The sequence below is a fragment of the Herbidospora sp. RD11066 genome (assembly GCF_054661255.1).
On sequence record NZ_BAAGDO010000010.1, the window covers coordinates 306,043 to 321,864 of the forward strand.

Annotated in this window: 11 protein-coding genes; 10 read left to right on the forward strand and 1 reads right to left on the reverse strand. The window is 72.2% G+C overall.

The window, feature by feature from the left end:
* Positions 1-32: 32 nt before the first annotated feature.
* From ACYQ78_RS32740 to ACYQ78_RS32750, 3 genes are read left to right on the forward strand one after another with little or no spacing between them, the layout of a single operon-like run.
* A complete protein-coding gene (locus tag ACYQ78_RS32740) occupies positions 33-2,255 on the forward strand; it encodes a helix-turn-helix transcriptional regulator (protein ID WP_459804812.1) in 2,223 nt (740 codons plus the stop codon).
* Positions 2,252-4,954 (forward strand): ATP-binding protein, encoded by a 2,703-nt coding sequence (locus tag ACYQ78_RS32745; RefSeq protein WP_459804813.1) that lies wholly within the window; start codon positions 2,252-2,254, stop codon positions 4,952-4,954. The genes ACYQ78_RS32740 and ACYQ78_RS32745 overlap by 4 nt, the downstream gene beginning before the upstream one ends.
* Positions 4,951-7,653, forward strand: a complete 2,703-nt coding sequence (locus ACYQ78_RS32750) for a LuxR C-terminal-related transcriptional regulator (RefSeq protein WP_459804814.1) — start codon at positions 4,951-4,953, stop codon at positions 7,651-7,653. The genes ACYQ78_RS32745 and ACYQ78_RS32750 overlap by 4 nt, the downstream gene beginning before the upstream one ends.
* Here ACYQ78_RS32750 and ACYQ78_RS32755 read toward each other — a convergent pair.
* Positions 7,572-8,369: a hypothetical protein gene (locus ACYQ78_RS32755; protein WP_459804815.1), complete on the reverse strand. Its 798-nt coding sequence runs from the start codon at positions 8,367-8,369 to the stop codon at positions 7,572-7,574. The genes ACYQ78_RS32750 and ACYQ78_RS32755 overlap by 82 nt on opposite strands.
* Before the next feature lie 250 nt (positions 8,370-8,619).
* Between ACYQ78_RS32755 and ACYQ78_RS32760 the strand changes: the two genes are divergently transcribed.
* The 7 genes from ACYQ78_RS32760 (at position 8,620) to ACYQ78_RS32790 (ending at position 15,742) form a co-directional block, all read left to right on the forward strand.
* Positions 8,620-8,802, forward strand: a complete 183-nt coding sequence (locus tag ACYQ78_RS32760; protein WP_459804816.1) for a helix-turn-helix domain-containing protein — start codon at positions 8,620-8,622, stop codon at positions 8,800-8,802.
* Positions 8,803-8,857: 55 nt separating this feature from the next.
* Positions 8,858-9,694, forward strand: a complete 837-nt coding sequence (locus ACYQ78_RS32765) for an alpha/beta fold hydrolase (RefSeq protein ID WP_459804817.1) — start codon at positions 8,858-8,860, stop codon at positions 9,692-9,694.
* On the forward strand, positions 9,691-10,485 hold the full coding sequence (locus ACYQ78_RS32770; RefSeq protein WP_459804818.1) for an alpha/beta hydrolase: 795 nt from the start codon (positions 9,691-9,693) through the stop codon (positions 10,483-10,485). Before ACYQ78_RS32765 ends, ACYQ78_RS32770 begins: the two co-directional genes overlap by 4 nt.
* Before the next feature lie 140 nt (positions 10,486-10,625).
* Complete coding sequence (locus tag ACYQ78_RS32775; RefSeq protein WP_459804819.1) at positions 10,626-11,636, forward strand: hypothetical protein; 1,011 nt, start codon at positions 10,626-10,628, stop codon at positions 11,634-11,636.
* The gene (locus tag ACYQ78_RS32780; RefSeq protein WP_459804820.1) at positions 11,614-12,180 is read left to right on the forward strand and encodes a TetR/AcrR family transcriptional regulator; all 567 of its coding nucleotides are present in this window, start codon (positions 11,614-11,616) and stop codon (positions 12,178-12,180) included. The genes ACYQ78_RS32775 and ACYQ78_RS32780 overlap by 23 nt, the downstream gene beginning before the upstream one ends.
* Positions 12,181-12,334: 154 nt before the next feature.
* A complete protein-coding gene (locus ACYQ78_RS32785; RefSeq protein WP_459804821.1) occupies positions 12,335-13,111 on the forward strand; it encodes a hypothetical protein in 777 nt (258 codons plus the stop codon).
* 327 nt (positions 13,112-13,438) lie between these two features.
* The gene (locus ACYQ78_RS32790) at positions 13,439-15,742 is read left to right on the forward strand and encodes an alpha/beta hydrolase (protein ID WP_459804822.1); all 2,304 of its coding nucleotides are present in this window, start codon (positions 13,439-13,441) and stop codon (positions 15,740-15,742) included.
* Positions 15,743-15,822 lie beyond the last annotated feature (80 nt).

Below are 15,822 nucleotides of genomic sequence, written 5' to 3' on the forward strand. Positions count from 1 at the left end.
GTCGGGCGGCGCGCCACGCCGAGGGCATCGGGGTGGTGTTCGCCAGCCGCACCGAACTGGCCGGGCTGGCGGGGCTGCCGGTCACCGAGCTCACCGGCCTCGCCGGGGAGGAGGCCCTGGAGTTGCTGCGCCGCGCCGTCGACGGCGACCTCGACACCCGGGTCGCCGCGCGCATCGTCGCGGCCACCGGCGGCAATCCGCTGGCCCTCACCGATCTGGGGCTGGAGCTGTCGGCCGGGCAGCTCAGCGGCGGGCTGTCGTTACCCGACCCGCTGCCCGTCGGCGGGCGGCTGGAGGAGTACTACCTGCGGCAGGTGCGCGGGCTCCCGCCCGGAACCCAGACGTGGCTGCTGCTGGCCGCGGCCGAACCGTCGGGGGATCTCGGCCACATCGTCGCGGCGGCGCGGCGGCTGGGGGTGGACGCCGACGCGTCCGGCCCGGTCGAGGACGCCCGCCTGATGACGGTCGGCGCGACCGCCCGGTTCCGCCACCCGCTGATCCGCTCGGCCGTCTACGGCGGCGCGACCAGCGTGGCCCGGCGGCACGCCCACGCCGCCCTGGCCGAGGTCACCACCCGCCCGGCCGACGTCGACCGGCGGGCCTGGCACCTGGCCGCCGCCTGCACCGGCCTCGACGAGACCGTCGCCGCCGAACTGGAACGCTCGGCCGACCGCGCCGGCGGACGCGGCGGGTTCGCCGCCCGCACCACCTTCCTGGCCAGAGCCGCCGAACTCACCCCCGACGCGGGCGACCGCAACCGCCGCCGGGTCGGCGCCGCCGAGGCCGCGCTGGCGGGCGGCGCCCCGACCCAGGCGCAGACCCTGCTCGACGGCCTCGACGTGGAGAAACTCGACGACGTCAGCCGGGGCCACGCCCTGACCACACGGGCGATGACCTCCATCGCGCTGGGCGCGCCCGACGCGTTCGCCATCGCCCCCGAGATCTCCATGGCCGCCGCCCACGCCTTCTCCGCCCAGGCGCCCGGCCTCGCCGACGAGGCGCTGATCAGGGCCGCCCAGTGGGCGATCTCGGCCGAGCACCTGATGGAGGGCACCACCTTCGTCGAGATCGCCGAATACGCCCGCGCGTTCGACCCCGCCGACCCGGTGCTGCGCGCCTTCTCGACGCTGGTCCTCGACGGCTACGAGGCGGCGGTGCCGTGCATCCGCGAGGCGATCGGCCGGTTCCTCGATCCCGAGACGCCCGACCACGCGGTGCTGGGCCGCTTCCCGCTGCTCATCACGATGGCGATGGTCCTGTGGGACGACGAGAGCAACATCGCCATCACCCGCAGGGGCGCCGAGGTGGCCCGGCGCTCCGGGTCGCTGTTCTTCCTCGACATCGCCCTCTACTGCTGGTCGTTGCAGGCCGCCATCATGGGCGACCTCGACCACAGCGACGCCCTGGTGCGCGAGTGCCACGAGATCCGGTCGGCGATGGGCGCCACCGAGCAGATGTGGGAGATCTACCGTCCGCCGGAGCTCCAGGCCTGGCGGGACGCGCCGCAGGCCGACGACCTGCTGCGCCGCACCTGGGAGGCCGCCTCCGATCTCGGCAACGGAGCGGTCGTCGGCCTCACCGACATCGCGATGGGCGTGCTCGCCCTCGGCCGGGGCGACCACGCCGAGGCCAAGGCGGTGCTGCGCGACCTGGTCGACCGCGACACCATGGCCATGCACTCCCGGGTGCTCCCCGACCTGATCGAGGCGGCCGTCCGGTCGGGCGACGCCGGCCTCGCCGACGACTGTCTGAACGTGCTGACCGTCCGGGCCCTGGCCAGCGGCGCCGACCGCGCGCAGGGCGTGCTGGCCCGCTCGCGGGCGCTCCTCGCCGACGACGACCACGCCGAAGCCCACCATCTGGAAGCCATCGACCTGCTCGGCCGGACCGGCGCCCCCGGCGACCTGGCCAAGGCGCATCTCCTCTACGGCGAGTGGCTGCGCGCCCGGCACCGCCCCCGCGACGCCCGCGACCACCTGCGCACCGCTTTGGAGATGTACGAGCGCATCGGCGCCCCCGCCTACGCCGCCCGCGCCCGGCGGGAACTCGCCGCCGCCGGAGAGTCGCCGCGGGCCCGGACCGGCGGCGGCACGGTCACCCTCACCCCGCAGGAGCAGACCATCGCCGGCCTGGCCGACGCGGGCGCGACCGTCACCGAGATCGCCGCCCAGCTCCTGCTCAGCACCGCCACGGTCGACCACCACCTGCGCGAGGTCTTCCGCAAGCTCGGCCGGACACTGGAGGAGAACTCGTGACGATCGTCGGACGGGCCAGAGAGACAGGGCTGCTGGACGAGTTCGCCGCCACCCTCCGCCGAGGGCTCAGCGGGGTGGCCGTCCTGCGCGGGGACGCCGGGATCGGTAAGACGGTCCTGCTCGACCACGTGGCCTCGCTTAAGGGGGTGCGGGTCGTCCGGGTGGCGGGGGTGCAGGAGGAGGCGGCGTTCGCGTTCGGGGCGCTGCACCGGCTGCTCATCCCGCTGAGCGGCCCCGACGGTCTGCCGCCTGCGCTGAGGGTCGCCTTCGGGCTGGCGGAGGGGCCGCCGCCCGACCGGTTCCTGGTCGGTCTGGCCACGCTCAATCTGCTGGCCGAGGTGGCCGCCGAGCGGCCGTTGCTCTGCTGTGTGGACGACGCCCACTGGCTCGACGACGACTCCCTCGGTGTCCTCGCGTTCGTCGGTCGCAGGGCCTACGCCGAGGGGATCGGGCTGGTGTTCGCCACCCGTACCGAGCTCCCCGGTCTCGCCGGGCTGCCCGTCACCGAACTCACCGGCCTCCCCGAGGAGGACGCGCTGGAACTGCTGCGCCGGGCCGTCGACGGCGACCTGGACACGCGGGTGGCCGCGCGCATCGTCTCGGCGACCGGCGGCAACCCCCTGGCCATCACCGACCTGGGCCGCGAACTGTCGTCCGAGCAGTTCAGCGGCGGCCTGTCGCTGCCCGACCCGCTGCCGATCGGCCGGCGGCTGGAGGACCACTACCTGCGCCGGGTACGCGAACTGCCACCGGACACCCGGACCTGGCTGCTGCTGGCCGCGGCCGAACCCGGCGGCGACCTCGGCCACATCATCGAGGCGGCCCGGTTGCTGGACGTGGACGCCGACGCCTCCGGACCGGCGGAAGAGGCCAGGCTGGTCGTCCTCGGGACGACCGCGCGGTTCCGCCACCCCCTGATCCGCTCGGCCGTCTACGGCGGCGCGACCAGTGTCGAGCGCAGGCGGGTCCACGCGCGGCTCGCGGAGGTCACCACCCGCCCGGCCGACGCCGACCGGCGGGCCTGGCACCTGGCCGCCGCCTGCGTCGGAGCCGATGAGGAGGTCGCGGCCGAACTGGAACGCTCGGCCGACCGGGCGGGCTCCCGCGGTGGTTTCGCCGCCCGCGCCACCTATCTGGCCAGAGCCGCCGAGCTGACGCCCGACGACGGCGACCGCAACCGCCGCCGGGCCGACGCGGCGGAGGCGTCCCTGGCCTCGGGCGCGCCCGTGCAGGCCCAGTCGCTTCTCGACGGCCTCGACATCGGCCGCCTCGACGACCTCAGCCGGGGGAGGGCGTTGTCGACGCAGGCGATGACCTCGATCATCCTGGGGATGCCGCGTGCCTTCAGCTTCGCCTCGGCGATGTTCATGGCCGGCGCGCGGGCCTTCTCCGCCCGGTCGCCCGAATCGGCGAACGAGGCGCTGATCCGCGCCGCCGACAGGGCGATCTCGGCCGAACGCCTGATGGAGGGCACCACCCTCGAGGAGATCGCCGAGGTGGGAAGGGCCTTCGGCCACCCCTGCCCGGTGATGCGGTCGTTCACCGTTCTGATCCTCGACGGCTACGAGGCGGCGGTGGAGCCGATCCGCGAGGCGACCGCCCACCTCCTCGACCCGGGGACCTCCGACGGCGAGGTGCTGGTCAAGTTCCAGCTCCTCGTCACGCTGGCCATGATCATCTGGGACGACGAGGACCAGACCGCGGTGATGCGCCGTGCGGCGGAGGTCGCCCGGCGCACCGGTTCGCTGGTCCACCTCGACATGGCGCTCTATTCGTGGTCGTTGCAGTCCGCCATCCTCGGCGACCTCGACCACAGCGACGCGCTGGTGCGTGAATGCCACCAGATCCGGTCGGCGATGGGCGGCACCGACGAGATGTGGGAGATCTACCGCCCGCCGGAGCTCCAGGCCTGGCGCGACGTCCCCTACGTCAGGGAACTGCTGCGCCGCACCGTCGAGGCCTGCGACACCCTGGGCGCCGGGGCGGTCGCCGGCATGGGCGACATCGCGACGTCCGTGCTCGGCCTGGGCCGGGGCGACTACGCGGAGGCGACGGAGGTCCTGTCGGGCCTGGTCGACGGCGACACCATGGCCATGCACTCCCGGGTGCTGCCCGACCTGGTCGAGGCGGCGGTGCGGTCGGGCGACCGGGTCCGCGCCGAGGCCGCCCTCCACACGCTGACCGTCCGCGCCACCGCCAGCGGTGCGCCTCGCGCGCTCGGGGTCCTGGCCCGCTCGGAGGCGCTGCTGCACCACGGCGAGCACGCCGAGACCCTCTACCTGCGGGCGGTGGGCCTGCTCGGCCAGGTCCGGGCTCCCGGCGAGCTGGCCCGCGCCCACCTCCTCTATGGAGAGTGGCTGCGCCGCCGGAAGCGCCGGCGCGACGCCCGCGAACAGCTCCGCACCGCCCTGTCGATGTACGAGCGGATCGGCGCCCCCGCCTACGCCGACCGCGCCCGCAAGGAACTCGTCGCCACCGGCGAGCAGCCGCAGACCAGGGACGGTGAGACCGCGACGACGCTCACCTCGCAGGAGCAGACGATCGCGGTGCTGGCCAGAGGCGGCGCGACCAACACGGAGATCGCGGCGCAGCTCTTCCTCAGCGCGAACACGGTCGACTACCACCTGCGCAAGATCTTCCGGAAGCTCGGTGTGACCTCTCGCAGACAACTCGCCAGGGCATTGGAGGACGGTCCGTGACGATCATCGGCCGTAGTGGAGAACTGGATCTCCTCAACGAGTTCGCCGCGACCCTCCGCCGAGGGCTGAGCGGGGTCGTGGTCCTGCGCGGGGACGCCGGGATCGGTAAGACCGCGCTGCTCGAACACGTGGCGGGGGCGAAGGGGATGCAGGTCGCCCGGGTGGCCGGGGTGCAGGAGGAGGCGGCGTTCGCGTTCGGGGCGCTGCACCGGCTGCTCATCCCGCTGACCGGGCCCGACGGTCTGGCGCCCGCCCTGCGGGTGGCGTTCGGGCTGGCGGAGGGGCCGCCGCCCGATCGGTTCCTGGTCGGTCTGGCCACGCTGAACCTGCTGGCCGAGGTGGCCGCCGAGCGGCCGTTGCTCTGCTGTGTGGACGACGCCCACTGGCTGGACGACGACTCTCTCGGTGTCCTCGCGTTCGTCGGCCGCCGGGCCTACGCGGAGGGCATCGGGCTGGTGTTCGCCACGCGCACCGAGCTTCCCGGCCTGGCCGGGCTGCCGGTCACCGAGGTCGGCGGACTGGCCGCCGCCGACGCGCTGGAACTGCTGCGCCGGGTGGTCGACGGTGACCTCGACGCCCAGGTGGCGGCCCGGATCGCCACGGCGACGGGCGGTAACCCGCTGGCCATCACCGACCTGGGCCGCGAACTGTCGGCCGAGCAGTTCAGCGGCGGCCTGTCGCTGCCCGACCCGCTGCCGGTCGGCGGACGCCTGGAGGAGCACTACCTGCGGCTGGTGCGCGGCTTGCCGTCCACCACCCAGACCTGGTTGTTGCTCGCCGCCGCCGAACCCGGCGGCGACCTCGGCCACATCACCGCCGCGGCACAGCGGCTGAACGTGGACGCCGACGCCTCCGGCCCGGCCGAAGAGGAACGACTGGTCTCCCTCGGTACGGGGGTGCGCTTCCGCCACCCGTTGATCCGGTCGGCCGTCTACGGCGGCGCGACCAGCGTCAGCCGGCGGCGGGCCCACGCCGCGCTGGCCGAGGTGACGACCCGGACCGACGACGTGGACACGAGGGCCTGGCACCTGGCCTCGGCCTGCATCGGCCTCGACGAGGCGGTGGCCGCCGAGATCGAACGCTCCGCCGACCGGGCGGGCGCCCGGGGTGGCCTCGCGGCACGTGCGACCTACCTGGTCCGGGCCGCCGAGCTGAGCCCCGGCGACGGCGACCGCGACCGGCGGCGGGTCGGCGCCGCCGAGGCGGCCCTGGCCGGGGGCGCCCCGCGGCAGGCGCGGACCCTGCTCGACACCCTCGACATCGGGGCCCTCGACGACATCTCCCGGGGACGGGTGCTCACGACGCTGGCGATGGCCTCGCTCTCCCTCGTCGAGCCGGGGGCCTACGGCGCCGCCTCCGCGATGTCGGTGACGGCGGCGCGTGCCTTCGCCGCCGTCTCGCCCGAACTCGCCGACGGCGCGCTGACCCGGGCCTCCGCGTGGGCGATCACCGCCGAACACCTGATGCGGGACACCACGCTCGCCGAGATCGCCGAGTTCTCGCGGGAGCTCGGCCTCCCCGACCCGGTGATGCGCGCCTTCGCGGCGCTGATCCTCGACGGCTACGAGGCGGCGGTGACCCCCATCCGCGACGCGGTCGCCCACTTCCTCGACCCGGGAACCCCCGATGAGTACGTGCTCGGCAAGTACATGCCGTCGATCACGCTGGCCATGCTGATCTGGGACGACGAGGACGAGACCGAGATCATGCGCCGGGGCGCCGACGCCGCCCGCCGCACCGGTTCGCTGTTCCACCTCGACGTGATCCTCTACGCCTGGTCGATGCAGGCCGCCATCCTGGGCGACCTCGACCACAGCGACGCGCTGCTGCGCGAATGCCACCAGATCCGCACCGCCATGGGCAACGCCGAGCAGCAGTGGGAGACCACCCGCATGCCGGAGCTGCAGGCCTGGCGCGACGTCCCCTACGCCACCGAGTTCCTGCGCGGCACCAGGGAGGCCTGCACCCTGAGCACGGCGGGCGCGGTCGTCAGCATGTGCGACATCGGCATGTCGATCATGTCTCTCGGCCGGGGCGAGTACGCCGAGGCCGCGGAGGTGCTGCGGGACCTGGTCGGCCGGGAGCCGATGGCGATGCACACCCGCCTGCTGCCCGACCTGGTCGAGGCCGCGATCCGGTCGGGCGACCGCATCGGCGCCGAGGCGGCGCTCCACCGGCTCACCGTCCGGGCGACCGCCAGCGGCGCCCCCCGCGCGAAGGGCGTTCTGGCCCGCTCGCGGGCCCTGCTGGCCGACGGAGACCGGGCCGAGGCCCTCTACCGAGAGTCGGTCGCACTGCTGAGCCCGATCCGCGCCCCCGGCGACCTGGCCCGCGCCCACCTGCTGTTCGGCGAGTGGCTGCGCCGCCGCAAGCGCCGCCGCGACGCCCGCGACCACCTGCGCACCGCGCTGACCATGTATGAGCGGATCGGCGCCCCCGCCTACGCCGACCGCGCCCGCAAGGAGCTGGCCGCCACCGGCGAGCGGTCCGAGGCACGGACCAGCGACCCGGCGACCTCGCTCACCCCGCAGGAGCAGACCATCGCGAGACTCGCCGCGCGAGGCTCGACCAACGCCGAGATCGCCGCCCAGCTCTTCCTCAGCGCCAACACCGTCGACTACCACCTGCGCAAGGTCTTCCGGAAGCTGGCCGTGACCTCGCGCAGGCAGCTCGCCACCGCTCTCGAGGAAGACCCGTGACGATCATCGGCCGGGCTTCGGAGCTCGATCTGCCCGACCGGTTCGCCGTCACCGTCAGGAGAGGGCTGAGCGGGGTGGTCGTCCTGCGGGGTGAGGCGGGCATCGGCACGACCGCGTTGCTCGATCACGTGGCCGCCGCCCCCGGTGTCAGGGCGGCGCGAGTGACGGGGCTGCACCGGCTGCTCATGCCCTTCCTTCCCCTGTGTGACGGGCTGGTCGCGGTGCAGCGGCAGGCGATCCGGGTCGCCTTCGGGCTGGACGCGGGGCCGCCGCCCGATCGCTAACTGGTGGGCCTCGCGGTGCTCAACCTGCTGGCCGGGGTCGCGGCCGAACGGCCGGTCGTCTGCTGCGTCGACGACGCCCAGTGGCTCGACGACGAGTCGCTCGGGGTGCTCGCGTTCGTCGGCCGCCGCGCCTACGCCGAGGGGGTCGGGCTGGTGTTCGCCACCCGCACCGAACTCCCGGGCCTGGCGGGCCTGCCGGTCACCGAGACCACCGGGCTGGCCGAGGCCGAGGCGCTGGAGCTGCTGCGATCGGCGGCCGAGGGCGACCTGGACGCCCGCGCTGGCCGACGCGACCACCCGGCCGGCCGACGTCGACAGGCGGGCCTGGCACCTGGCGGCCGCCTGCCTCGGCCCCGACGACGAGGTGGCCGCCGAGCTCGAACGGGCCGCCGACCGGGCGGGCGGCCGGGGCGGATTCGCCGCCCGCGCCACCTTCCTGGCCCCGCGCGGCCGAACTCACCCCCGCGGGCCCCGGCCGCGACGCCCGCCGCGTCGCCGCCCCCGGGGAACCGGCCCGCGCCCACCTGCCGTTCGGCGAGTGGCTGCGCCGCCGCAAGCGCCGCCGTGACGCGCGCGACCACCTGCGCACTCACCCTGTTCGAACGCCATGGTCAGGCCGCCTTCACCGAACGCGCCCGCAAGGAACTCGCCGCCACCGGCGAGCGGCCAGAAGCATGGACCGGTGACCCCGCTCACCACGCAGGAGCAGACCATCGCGAGACTGGCCGCACAGGGCGCGACCAACACCGAGATCGCCGCGCAGCTCTTCCTCAGCGCCAACACCGTCGACCACCACCTTCGTCAGGTCTTCCGGAAACTGGGCGTCACCTCGCCCAGGCAACCGGGCCGCGCGATGGACGGGTAGCGACTACGCGTTCCACGGGATTCGCGGACCCACCCCGCCGCAGCACGATCGGCTCATGCCGTTCATCTCGACAACCGACCGGACCCGCATCTTCTACAAGGACTACGGGACCGGCCGGCCGGTGGTCCTCAGCCACGGCTGGCCGCTGAACTCCGACAGCTGGGAGGCCCAGGCCCTGTTCCTGGCCTCGCGCGGCCACCGGGTCGTCGCCCACGACCGCCGGGGCCACGGACGGTCGGACGCGACCTGGCACGGCAACGAGATGGACACCTACGCCGACGACCTGGCCACCCTCCTCGACACCCTCGACCTGCGCGAGGCCACACTCGTGGGCTTCTCGACCGGGGGCGGCGAGGTCGCCAGATATGTCGGCCGGCACGGCACCGCCCGGGTCAGGCAGGTGGCGCTGGTCTCGGCGGTGCCGCCGTACATGCTGAAGACCGAGGACAACCCCGGCGGCGTGCCCGCCGAGGTGTTCGACGCGATCCGCGCCGGTTCGCTGCACGACCGGGCCCAGCTCTACCGGGACCTGGCCGACGGCCCGTTCTTCGGCGGCAACCGCCCCGGAGCCGACCCGTCGCAGGGCGCCCGCGACGCGTTCTGGACGCAGGCCATGAGGTCGGACCACCGGTCGGCCTACGAGTGTGTCGAGGCCTTCTCGGCCACCGACTTCCGTGCCGATCTCGACGCGATCGACGTGCCGACGCTGGTCGTCCACGGGGACGACGACCAGATCGTGCCCTTCGAGGTCGGCGGCAAGTGCTCGGCGGCCCTCATCAGGAACGCCGAGCTGAAGGTCTACGCGGGCGCACCGCACGGCATCACCCACACCCACAGCGAGCGGCTCGGCCACGACCTGCTCGATTTCCTCAACGGAGGTTCACACCGATGAAGCCTGACACGATCGTCCTCATCCACGGGTTCTGGGTGACCCCGCGCAGCTGGGAGCACTGGAAGGCGCGATACGAGGCGCGCGGCTTCCGCGTGCTCGTGCCGGCCTACCCGGGGTTCGAGGTCGAGGTCGAGGCGCTGAACGCCGACCCCACCCCGATCGAGAACGTGACCGTGCCCCAGATCATCGAGTCGCTGGAGACGCTGATCCGCGGCCTGGACACGCCGCCGATCCTGATGGGCCACTCGGCGGGCGGCGTGTTCACCCAGATCCTGCTCGACCACGGACTCGGCGCCTGCGGCGTGGCCATCAACTCGGCTCCGACCGAGGGCGTGCAGGTGATCCCGATCTCGCAGCTGCGGGCGACGTTCCCGGTGCTGAAGAACCCGGCCAACCGGCACCGCGCGGTCGGCTTCACCTTCGACCAGTGGCGCTACGCCTTCACCAACACCTTCCCCGAGGCGGAGGCCCGCGCGACCTACGAGCGCTACCACATCCCCGCCAGCGGCAACATCTTCTGGGGCTCGGCCCTGGCCAACATCCACCCCGGCAAGGACGACAACTGGGTCAACTACCACAACGACGAGCGCGCGCCGCTGCTGTTCGTCTCGGGCGAGCTCGACAACCTCATGCCGCCGAAGGTGCAGCGCTCGAACGCCAAGCACTACAAGTCGGCCAAGACGATCACGGAGATCATCGAGTATGAGGGCCGTGCGCACCTGATGCCGGCCGAGGCCGGCTGGGAGGAGATCGCGGACGCGGCGCTGGAGTGGGCTCTCGACCATTCCTGACCGGCGGGATCTCCACGGTTCGTGGTGGGGCAAGGCGGGTCACCGACCTTTCCTCGTGCCTTCGAGCCGGGACGCTACCCGAGGAATTGCGTGTCACGCAACTTGTGCGTGACACGCAATGAGGTGCTAGGTTCGGCGGCATGAACGTGAAGGGCATCAACTACGACACCGGTTTCGCCGACGTCCACGCCCGTGCCGCCGGGCGCAGCACCCACGAGCCGTTCGACCCCGCGGTCGTGGCGGCGGAGATGCGGGTCATCCGCCACGAGCTGCGCTGCGACGCCGTCCGCGTCAGCGGGCAGCATCCCGAGCGGCTGAAGACCGCCGCCACGGCCGCCGCCGAGGCCGGGCTGGAGGTGTGGCTGTCGCCGTTCACCTGCGACATCACCGTTGGCGAACTGCTCGGCATCGTCGCCGACCTGGCCGATCACGCCGAGACGCTGCGCCTCTCCGGCGCCGAGGTGGTCATGGTCACCGGCTCCGAGGTGAGCCTCATGACCCACGGATTCCTGCCCGGAGCGACCCTCCTGGAGCGGGTCTCCCTGCTGCCCACAGGAATCGCCGAGGTCCCTGCCAGGATCAACGCCTTCCTGGCCGAGGCGGTGAAGGTGGTGCGCGACCGGTTCGGCGGCCGGGTGACCTACTCGTCGCTGCCGTTCGAGCAGGTCGACTGGGCGCCGTTCGACATCGTCGCGACCGACGCGGGCTACCGCTCGGCGGCGACCGCCGGGGCCTATCGCGAGACGGTCCGTGCCCTGGTCGAGCAGGGGAAGGCGCTCGGCAAGCCCGTCTCGGTCAACGAGTTCGGCTGCGTGACCCACCGGGGCGCGGCCGACGCGGGGGAGCGCGGCGACGCGATCGTGCAATGGGGAGACGACGGGAGTGCCGCCGGGCTCACGGCCGAGGTGGTCCGCGACGAGGAGGAACAGGCCCGCTACCTGCGCGAGGTCCTGACGATCCTCGACGAAGAGGGGGTCGACGCCGCGTTCTGGTACACCTTCGCCCGCTGGGACCTGCCGGAGGAGTTCGATGTCGCGAGTCCCGGTGTGGTTAAGGTGCTCGGTGACCACGTGCGGTGGGAGCGCAAGCTCGCTTTCACCGCACTCGCCGACTTCTCCGGGGGCACCCTTGACCGACCAGCGGGCCCGTAACAAGCAGGCCACCCGCGAGGCGATCACGCAGGCCGCGCTGCAGCTGGCGATCGAGTTCGGGCCGACCGGGCTGGCGCTCGTGCGGGTCCACGACATCGCCTCGGCGGCGGGGGTGTCGCCCCGGACCTACAACAACTACTTCTCCAGCAGGGAAGAAGCCATCTGCGGCCACCAGGCCGACCAGGCGAAGCGCGCGGGCGACGCGTTGCGGGCCCGACCCGCCGACGAGCCCCTCGCCGTGGCCGTGACGGAGGCGATGGTCGGCCTGTTCACCGACCCCGAACCCGACCGGGCCGGGTTGCGCATGATCATGCTGACGCCCGAGCTCGAAGGGGAGGCGCTGAAGGCGTTCACGGTGGGGGAGGCGCCGCTGGCGGAGGCCATCGGCGAACGGGCCGGCCTCGACGGGTTCGCATCTGAGGTGACGGCCGCGGCGGTGGTCGCGGCGATCAGGGTGGCGGGGAGGAACTGGCTGGCCCCTGAGGCGAACCAGCCGTTCGCCGAGGTGATCCGGCGTGCGTTGGCGTGCGTCCTGCGGGCGTGATCCTTCCGGCGGGAGGTGAGACGCGCCGACGGTGATGGGCTCATCACGAACGTCTCGGTCGTGGGCGGGTGCGGGCGTGACCGCCTCCCGACAGAGGGCTTGGCGGGCTGTCAAAGGGTGCCGCAAGTTGATCACGGTATGGAACGATCTCCGGATGCGATCACTCGTCTCCCTTTTATCCGTCGCCGCCCTCCTGTTCGCTGCGACCCCCGCGCAGGCCGCCGCGCCCAAGAAAGACCCGGTCAAGGCCGTCAAAGCGCTCCTGCTGCCCGGCAAGGGCTTCAAGTTCGGCGACGTCACCGAGATCATCGTGGGAGGCGATCCCGGCATCACCATCCAGCGGCGCACCGGTTCGCTGATGTTCGGCAAGGGGAAGATCGCCGCCTCCGACATCACCGCCAAGTACGACGAAGACGCCCCGGGCACCTTCGGCGACATCAACGACGGCCGCACGATCCGGATCGGCACCACCGTCTACAGCTCCGGCGGAGAGTACAAGGGCAGGCTGCCGGCCGGGAAGCGCTGGTACAAGCAGGTCAAGGGCGGCATGACGGGCGACGCGAACGGCTGGTTCAGCCAGGTCGTGAACGTCGCCGAACCGGCGACGCTCCAGGCGCTCGTCAAGGGCGGCAAGCTGTCGGGCAACGCCTACACCGGCACGATCACCTTCGGCCGGCTGGCCAAGATCTCGCCCTGGTTCAAGGCGACCCTGCCCATCCGGTGGGACAAGACCGTCCTGACGTACAAGCTGACCGTCGGCGGCAACGGCCTGCCCCAGCGGCTGACCACGTCGTTCCCCGGCACCGGCATCTGGGACAGCCCCAGCTGGGAGGGCAAGACCATCAGCGTCGAAACCCGCTACACCTCGTGGGGCACCAAGATCTCCATCAAGGCCCCCGCCGCGAATCAGGTGACCACCAAGCTCTCCTGACGCCACGTCCCGACCGTCGTGAGCACGCCGACCGCTTCCTCGGCGTGCTCATGCGACGCCGATATCCCCCCGCCGTGACCGGTCGACCGTTGCCGAGAGTCACCGGGCGCCAGCGGAAAGGGTTCCGGGCAACCTCTTCGCAACATATAACCAGCCCACATCCCCCGTTGTAGGCGATCGTTTACTCCGCTGCAACGCAGGTTAATGCCAGGACAATAGTTGAAAGTTTAACTCGTGCTGTTTCGTGAGCTTTGTGTGGCTTGCGGGACGTAAGTGCACGAGAGGAATACCATGAGGCTTTCAAGGGCTGCCGCGATCCTCGCGGTGGTGACGGGGTTAATCTCCCTGCCCCTCCCCGCTTCCGCCGACACCTGGTCTGTCGTCGAGGTCGACGGGGGATACAAGGTCACGCTGACGCTCGACGAACCCCTTCCGGTCCGTAACGCCGTCCCCGAACTCGCCGTCGACGGCGAGTCGCTCGGCTTCGCGACCGAGAGCGCCGACGGCCACACCTTGACATTGCTCACCGACGACCCGCGCGCCGCGAGCGCCGGAAGCGTCGAGGTCGCCTGGAACGGCGTCGTTGAATCGTCGGCCCAGGCGAGGTCCAGGGCGATCTACACCCCGCCCGCCGACCCGCAGCCTTCGACCATCGCCACCGACCCGGGTGTGCTTGGACCGTTCGAAGTCACTGAGACCGACTACGACCTGGGCTCACAGGCCATCGCCCTCGAAGGTCTCGGTGGTCGTCTCGGTGAGCTGAAGGCCCGTGTCTACGCTCCCAAGAACGTCACCGGCCGTCGTCCGCTGGTGCTGTTCCTGCACGGCCGGCACTCCGCCTGCTACGACGCGGTGACCCGTCGTACGAGCAACGCCGCCTGGCCCTGCCCGGCGCCGCAGATCCCGATCGACAGCTACACCGGTTACAAGGGTCCGGCCGACGCGCTGGCCAGCCACGGCTACATCGTCGTCTCGGTCAGCGCCAATGCGGTCAACGCGTTCGACGCCAACTTCTCCGAGGACCGCGGTGCGCTCGCCCGCGGCGAGGTCGTCATGCGGCACCTCGACCTGATCAACGAGGCCGAGAAGGGCAAGGGCGACCCGCAGCTCGTCTCCCTGTTCAAGGGCCGCGTCGACCTCGACAACGTCGGTCTGATGGGTCACTCGCGCGGTGGCGAAGGCGTCGCGAAGGCCGTGCTGATGAACTCGGGACGCGCCAAGCCCTACGGCATCCGCGCCGTGCTCCCGCTGGCGCCGACCGACTTCGCGCGGGCCTCGCTGCCCGGTATCCCGACGCTGACGATCCTGCCCTACTGCGACGGCGACGTCTCCAACCAGCAGGGTCAGCACTTCTACGACGACTCCCTTTACGCCGTCCCGGGCGACACCGCCTTCCGTTCGGTGCAGATGGTCATGGGCACCGACCACAACTTCTTCAACACCGAGTGGACGCCCGGCGTGGCCACCGCCCCCGCCTCCGACGACTGGTCGAACAACAACGACCCCGTCTGCGGCAACCGTGCGCCCTCGCGTCTGTCGGCGAGTGAGCAGTACAACGTCGGCACCGCCCTGATGGCCGGATTCTTCCGGCTCGTCCAGGGTCAGGAGACGGCGCTGATGCCGCTGTTCGACGGCAGCAACAAGACCGTCGCCTCGACCGGCCGCGCCGTCGTCTACTCCGTCGCGCAGGCCCCGGCCTCCAGCCGGATCGACGTCGACACCTTCTCCGGCTCGACGAAGGCCATCGTCGGAGGCTCGGCGACCGGTGTCATCTGCGCCAGCATGCTCGACCGTTCCCCGCAGAGCGGCCTGCCGACCTGCGCGAGCAGGCTGACCACCTCGCAGGCGCCGTCGTGGACCCCCGCGACCTACCTGCCCAACGCCACGGCGACCTCGCTGATGCGGTTCGCCTGGACCGACACCACCGGCAAGCTCACCGTGCCGCTGGCGGAGCGGAACATCTCGAAGGCCGAATACCTCACCTTCCGGGTCGCCCGCGACGAGAACATCCCGGCCGCCCAGCCGCTCGACCTCAGCCTCACCCTGGTCGACGGACGCGACCGCAGCGTCACCGTGCCGGTCTCCTCCCTGAGCACCGCCCTGGAGGCCCTGCCCGGACTCGCCTCGCCGCTGCCGAAGACCTGGCTGCGCGCCGTCCGCCTGCCGCTGGCCGGGCTCAGCGGCATCGACAAGAAGGACATCAAGGAGGTGTCGCTGACCGGCTCCTCCGCCACCGGCGGCATCTACCTCGCCGACCTGTCGTTCACCCGCTTCCGCGTCGGCGAGGAGACCATCGCCGCGCTGCCGCAGGTCTCGGTCGGCGACGTGACCGTGGTCGAGGGCAACGGCCCGAGCACCGCCACGATCCCGCTCACCCTCTCGCGGGCCTCGACCCAGCCCGTGACCCTGTCGGTGCAGGCCCTCGCGGCCGGCACCAACCCGGTGATCGCCTCTCTGGCGGCGTCCATCACCATCCCCGCCGGATCCACCGGCGGCACCTTCACGGTCCCCGTGACCGGCAACACGGTGAAGTCGACGACGGCCCAGTCGTACCAGGTCGTGGCCGGTGTCACCGCCGGCGCGACCGTCGGCGACGGCTTCGCCCGCCTGGTCGTCACCGAAGACGACTAACACCTAGGTGTACTTGGCCGAGATCTTGGTGACACATGGCCATCGGTGATTGATCACGAAGAAGACCTCCGGGCGTAGTG